At 38.7% G+C, this 4,623-nt stretch carries 1 protein-coding gene; it reads left to right on the top strand.

The genetic code is table 11. The features are described 5' to 3' along the window. Positions 1-4,623: AAA family ATPase (locus VB714_RS14665; RefSeq protein WP_323225355.1), on the top strand; the 4,623-nt coding region annotated here is incomplete at both ends.

Below are 4,623 nucleotides of genomic sequence, written 5' to 3' on the forward strand. Positions count from 1 at the left end.
CCCAAACAACTCAATCAAGAAATACCAGAAGCGATATCTGCCATTGTCATGAAACTCATGGCAAAAACAGCAGAAGATCGCTATCAAAGCGATCGCGGTCTCAAGGCCGATCTGGAAGAATGTTTAAAACAGTGGCAAACTTCAAGAGAAATCAAAAATTTTATCCCCGGACAACTCGATCGCGCGGGACGTTTTCTCATTCCCCAAAAACTCTATGGCAGAGATTCTGAAGTTGCTACTTTACTTGCAGCCTTCGATCGCGTAAGCGAGGGAGCAAGAGAATTAATGTTAGTTTCCGGTTATTCTGGGATTGGAAAAACCTGCGTCGTTCAGGAAGTTCACAAACCCATTACACGCCAACGAGGTTACTTTGTTTCGGGAAAGTTCGATCAATTCAAGCGAGATATTCCCTACTCTTCCATTATCCAAGCCTTTCAAGAATTAGTACGACAAATCTTAACGGAAGCAACAGAAAAGATTAAAGATTGGAAGCAAAAACTTTTAGAAACACTAGGAACTAATGGTTGTATCATTACCGATGTCATTCCCGAAGTAGAAATGATTATTGGGATTCAACCAGAAGTTCCAAAACTAGGTTCTCTCGAATCCCAAAACCGTTTTAATCAAGTTTTCCAACAATTCGTTCGTGTTTTTACGACACGAGAACATCCTTTAGTTGTTTTTCTAGATGATTTACAGTGGGCAGATACAGCATCTCTCAAATTACTGGAATTACTGATAACCGATTCGGATAGTCAGTATCTTCTCATTTTGGGAGCATATCGAGATAATGAGGTTAGCCCATCTCATCCAACGATTATAACCATTAATGAAATTCAAAAATTAGGTATAGTTGTTAATAATATTGTCCTCGAACCATTAGAACTCAATTACGTTCGCCAATTAGTTAGCGAAACATTGACCAATACAAATAATTCACAAGAATTGGCCGATCTACTTTACCAAAAAACTCAAGGAAATCCCTTCTTTTTAACGCAATTATTTAAAACCCTTTATACCGAACAGTTGCTAGAATTTAACTTTGATCGTGAAAATTGGCAATGGAGCATTGAAAAAATACAAGGATTTGGAGTTACAGATTTGAATGTTGTGGATTTGGTGTCCCGTAATATTCAAAAACTTCCCGATCGCGTACAAAGGGTTTTAAAACTAGCTGCTTGTATTGGCAATCGTTTTTATTTAGAAGTATTGGCAATTGTGAACGAGAAATCATTGGTAGAAACAGCCGATGATTTGTGGCAAGCACTACAAGCAGGGTTGATTTTGCCTTTGAGTAAGAACTATAAAATTCCTCTATCTTTTTCTGAAAGCGATCGTAACGGTTCTTTAGCGACCGATACCAATCGCATTACTTACAGATTTTTACACGATCGGGTTCAGCAAGCTGCTTATTCACTCATTCCAGAAACAGAAAAACAGGAAACGCATTTAAAAATAGGTCAATTATTATTAGAAAGAACAAACCAAACAACGTTAGAAGAAAATATCTTTGATATTGTCAACCAATTGAATATTGGTTCGCAATTAATTTCTCTAGCATCAGAAAAAGAAGAATTGGCAAAGTTGAATTTAATGGCTGGAAAAAAAGCAAAAATTGCTAATGCTTATGAAGCTGCAAATAAATACTTGAGTGAGAGTTTGAAACTGTTGCCAGAAGATGCTTGGACAAAACATTATGAACTCACTCGAGATTTACATATAGAAACTGTCGAAGTAGACTATATTACCGGCAATATCGATCGTGCTAACTCTTTATCTCAAATCATATTCTCAAATACTCAAACTTTATTAGAACAAATCAAAATACATCAATTTAAAATAACATTTTATTATGCACAAAATAAATTACAAGAAATGATAGATTTATCCTTAAAAATATTGAAACAACTGGGAGTATCTTTACCAAGTAAACCCAATCAAATCAATGTTTTAATAAGTTTATTTCGCACAAAGATACATTTAGGTCGAAAAAAAGTCTCAGACTTAAGCACGCTTCCAGAGATGACTGAAATTCATAAAAAAGAAAGTTTGAGGATTTTAATGGGAGTTATACCCGCTACTTTTAATGCAAGCCCTTTACTTTTCCCGTTAGTTGTTTTTAAAATGCTCAATCTTTCAATTAAATATGGGAATTCGCCATTATCTGCTTTTGGTTATGCCTGTTACGGTATCATTTTGTGTAGCGTTCTGGGAGATATCGAACGAGGATACCAATTTGGACAACTAGCTATGGGGTTGTTAGATCGATTTGATTCAAAAGAAATGAAGGTAAAAATATATTTTATATTTAATACTTTTATCAAACATTGGAAAGAGCATATCAAGTCAACAACTCCTTCACTCATTGAAGGCTATAAAGCAGGATTAGAAACAGGAGATATGGACACTGTATTTCAATGCGCTGCCAATTATTCAATACATTTAAACTTTCAAGGTTCTCACTTAGAGTCAGTCTTAAAAGAACAATTAAGCTATTGCGAATCAGCAAATAAATATCATCAGTTTTTACATAAGCAGATAATAGAAATTTTCGTTCATTTTACATTGAGTCTAACTGATAGCCAAAACCACCTTCAAGAGAAAGAAAATCTAGAAAATACTCTACAATTACGCTCAACAGAAAGTAAGAATCTATCAGAACTGGCCTTAATTAATTTTGCTCAATCTGTTCTATCTTATCTATTTAAAGATTACAATCGGGCCTTAGTAGTTTCAGAACTTACTGAGCAATACAGTCAAAATATTAGTGGTAATGTTCCTTTCTCTTTACATCATTGCTACCATTCTTTAATCCTTCTTGCTAGTTTTCATACAACAAGCAAGCGAAAACAAAAGCAATATCTCAAAAAAGTTAATAATAATCAGAAAAAACTCAAGAAATGGGCATATCATGCGCCCATGAACTTTCAACATAAATATGACCTTGTTGAAGCAGAAAAATGCCGTATTTTAGGCAAATATAACGAAGCTTCCCTGCTTTACGATCGCGCCATCGCCGGAGCAAAAACCAATAAATACACCCACGAAGAAGCCCTCGCTAATGAACTTGCCGCCGAATTTTATAACACTCAAGGTCGGAAAAACATCGCCAAAACTTACATGACCGAAGCCTATTACAGTTACATTCGCTGGGGAGCCAAAGCCAAAGTCAAAGACCTCGACCAACGCTATCCCGACCTAATTGCACGTTCCGCCCAAGAATCAACCTTAGACTCCCAAGTGACCGCCACTACGACAGAGACTTCCATTACTGCTACTTACGGTACTACAACCCATTCCACCACCGGTCTTGCCAGCCAAGTCCTCGACCTCAATACTGTATTTAAAGCCTCCCTCGCCCTTAGTGGCGAACTCGTCGTCGAAAATCTCCTGGAAAAACTCCTGAAAATCTCCATCGAAAATGCCGGGGCCAGTTCCGGACTGTTCCTCACCAAACCCAAAACAGAATGGATCATTGAAGCCAAAGGAGAAATCGACCCAAACCAACCCCAAGAAACCGAAGAGAACCGAGTTAGCGTTGAAGTCGTCTCCTCCTCCCGCCATTCCTTTCCCATCTCCCTCCTCAACTACGTCGAACAAACGAAAAAAAGCCTCGTCCTCGACGATGCCAGTACTGGTGGACTCTTTTCCAAAGATGCTTATATTCAAGAACACCAGCCTAAATCCATTCTTTGCACTCCTCTCATTCACCAAAATAAACTCACCGGAATCCTTTATCTGGAAAATAACGAAACCTCCGGAGCCTTCACCCAAGATCGCCTCAAAGTCATCAACCTTCTCGCTTCCCAAATTTCTATTTCTGTTGATAATGCCCGACTCTATACTCAACTCGAAGAATATTCCCGCACCCTCGAGAGTAAAGTTGAGGAACGAACTCAACAACTGAGTGAGAAAAACGACCAATTAAAAGTGACCCTTAAAGAATTAAAAGCGGCTCAAAAACAAATAGTTGCTCAAGAAAAACTCGCCTCATTAGGCTCATTAACCGCAGGTATTGCCCACGAAATTCGCAACCCTCTCAACTTCGTTAATAGCCTTGCCAACTTATCCCAAGACCTAACCCAAGATATTGCCGAAGAAATCGATCGCCAAGCCGAACAATTAGAGCCAGAAGCCGTAGCCTTTATCAACGAATCCCTCGACTATCTCAAGCGCAACGTTAGCGAAATTCACCAACAGGGAAAACGCGCCGATAGTATCATTACCAGTATGCTCATGCACGCTCGCACGGGAAGCAGTACCCGTCAACCAGGAAACATCAACTTTGTCATTGCAGAAGCCGTACAACTGGCACATCAAAGTTTGCGAGCCAAAGATGCCTCCTTTAATGTTGAATTGAATACCGAATATGACGACTCCATTGGTCAAATTTTCCTAGCGGCACCGGATTTAGGTCGTGCCTTGATTAATATTGTTGATAATGCCTGCTACGCTGCTCGTAAGAAATTCAAAGCTAATCCCGATGGAGAATTCATTCCCACCGTTACTGTTACCACTACAAACCGCGATTCTGAAATAGAAATTCGCATCCGTGATAATGGGGAGGGAATTGCACCAGAAATCAAGGAAAAAATCTTTAATCCCTTCTTCACCACCAAGCCG

Source organism: Spirulina sp. 06S082 (assembly GCF_034932145.1).
In the GTDB taxonomy this organism is placed as follows: domain Bacteria; phylum Cyanobacteriota; class Cyanobacteriia; order Cyanobacteriales; family Spirulinaceae; genus CCY15215.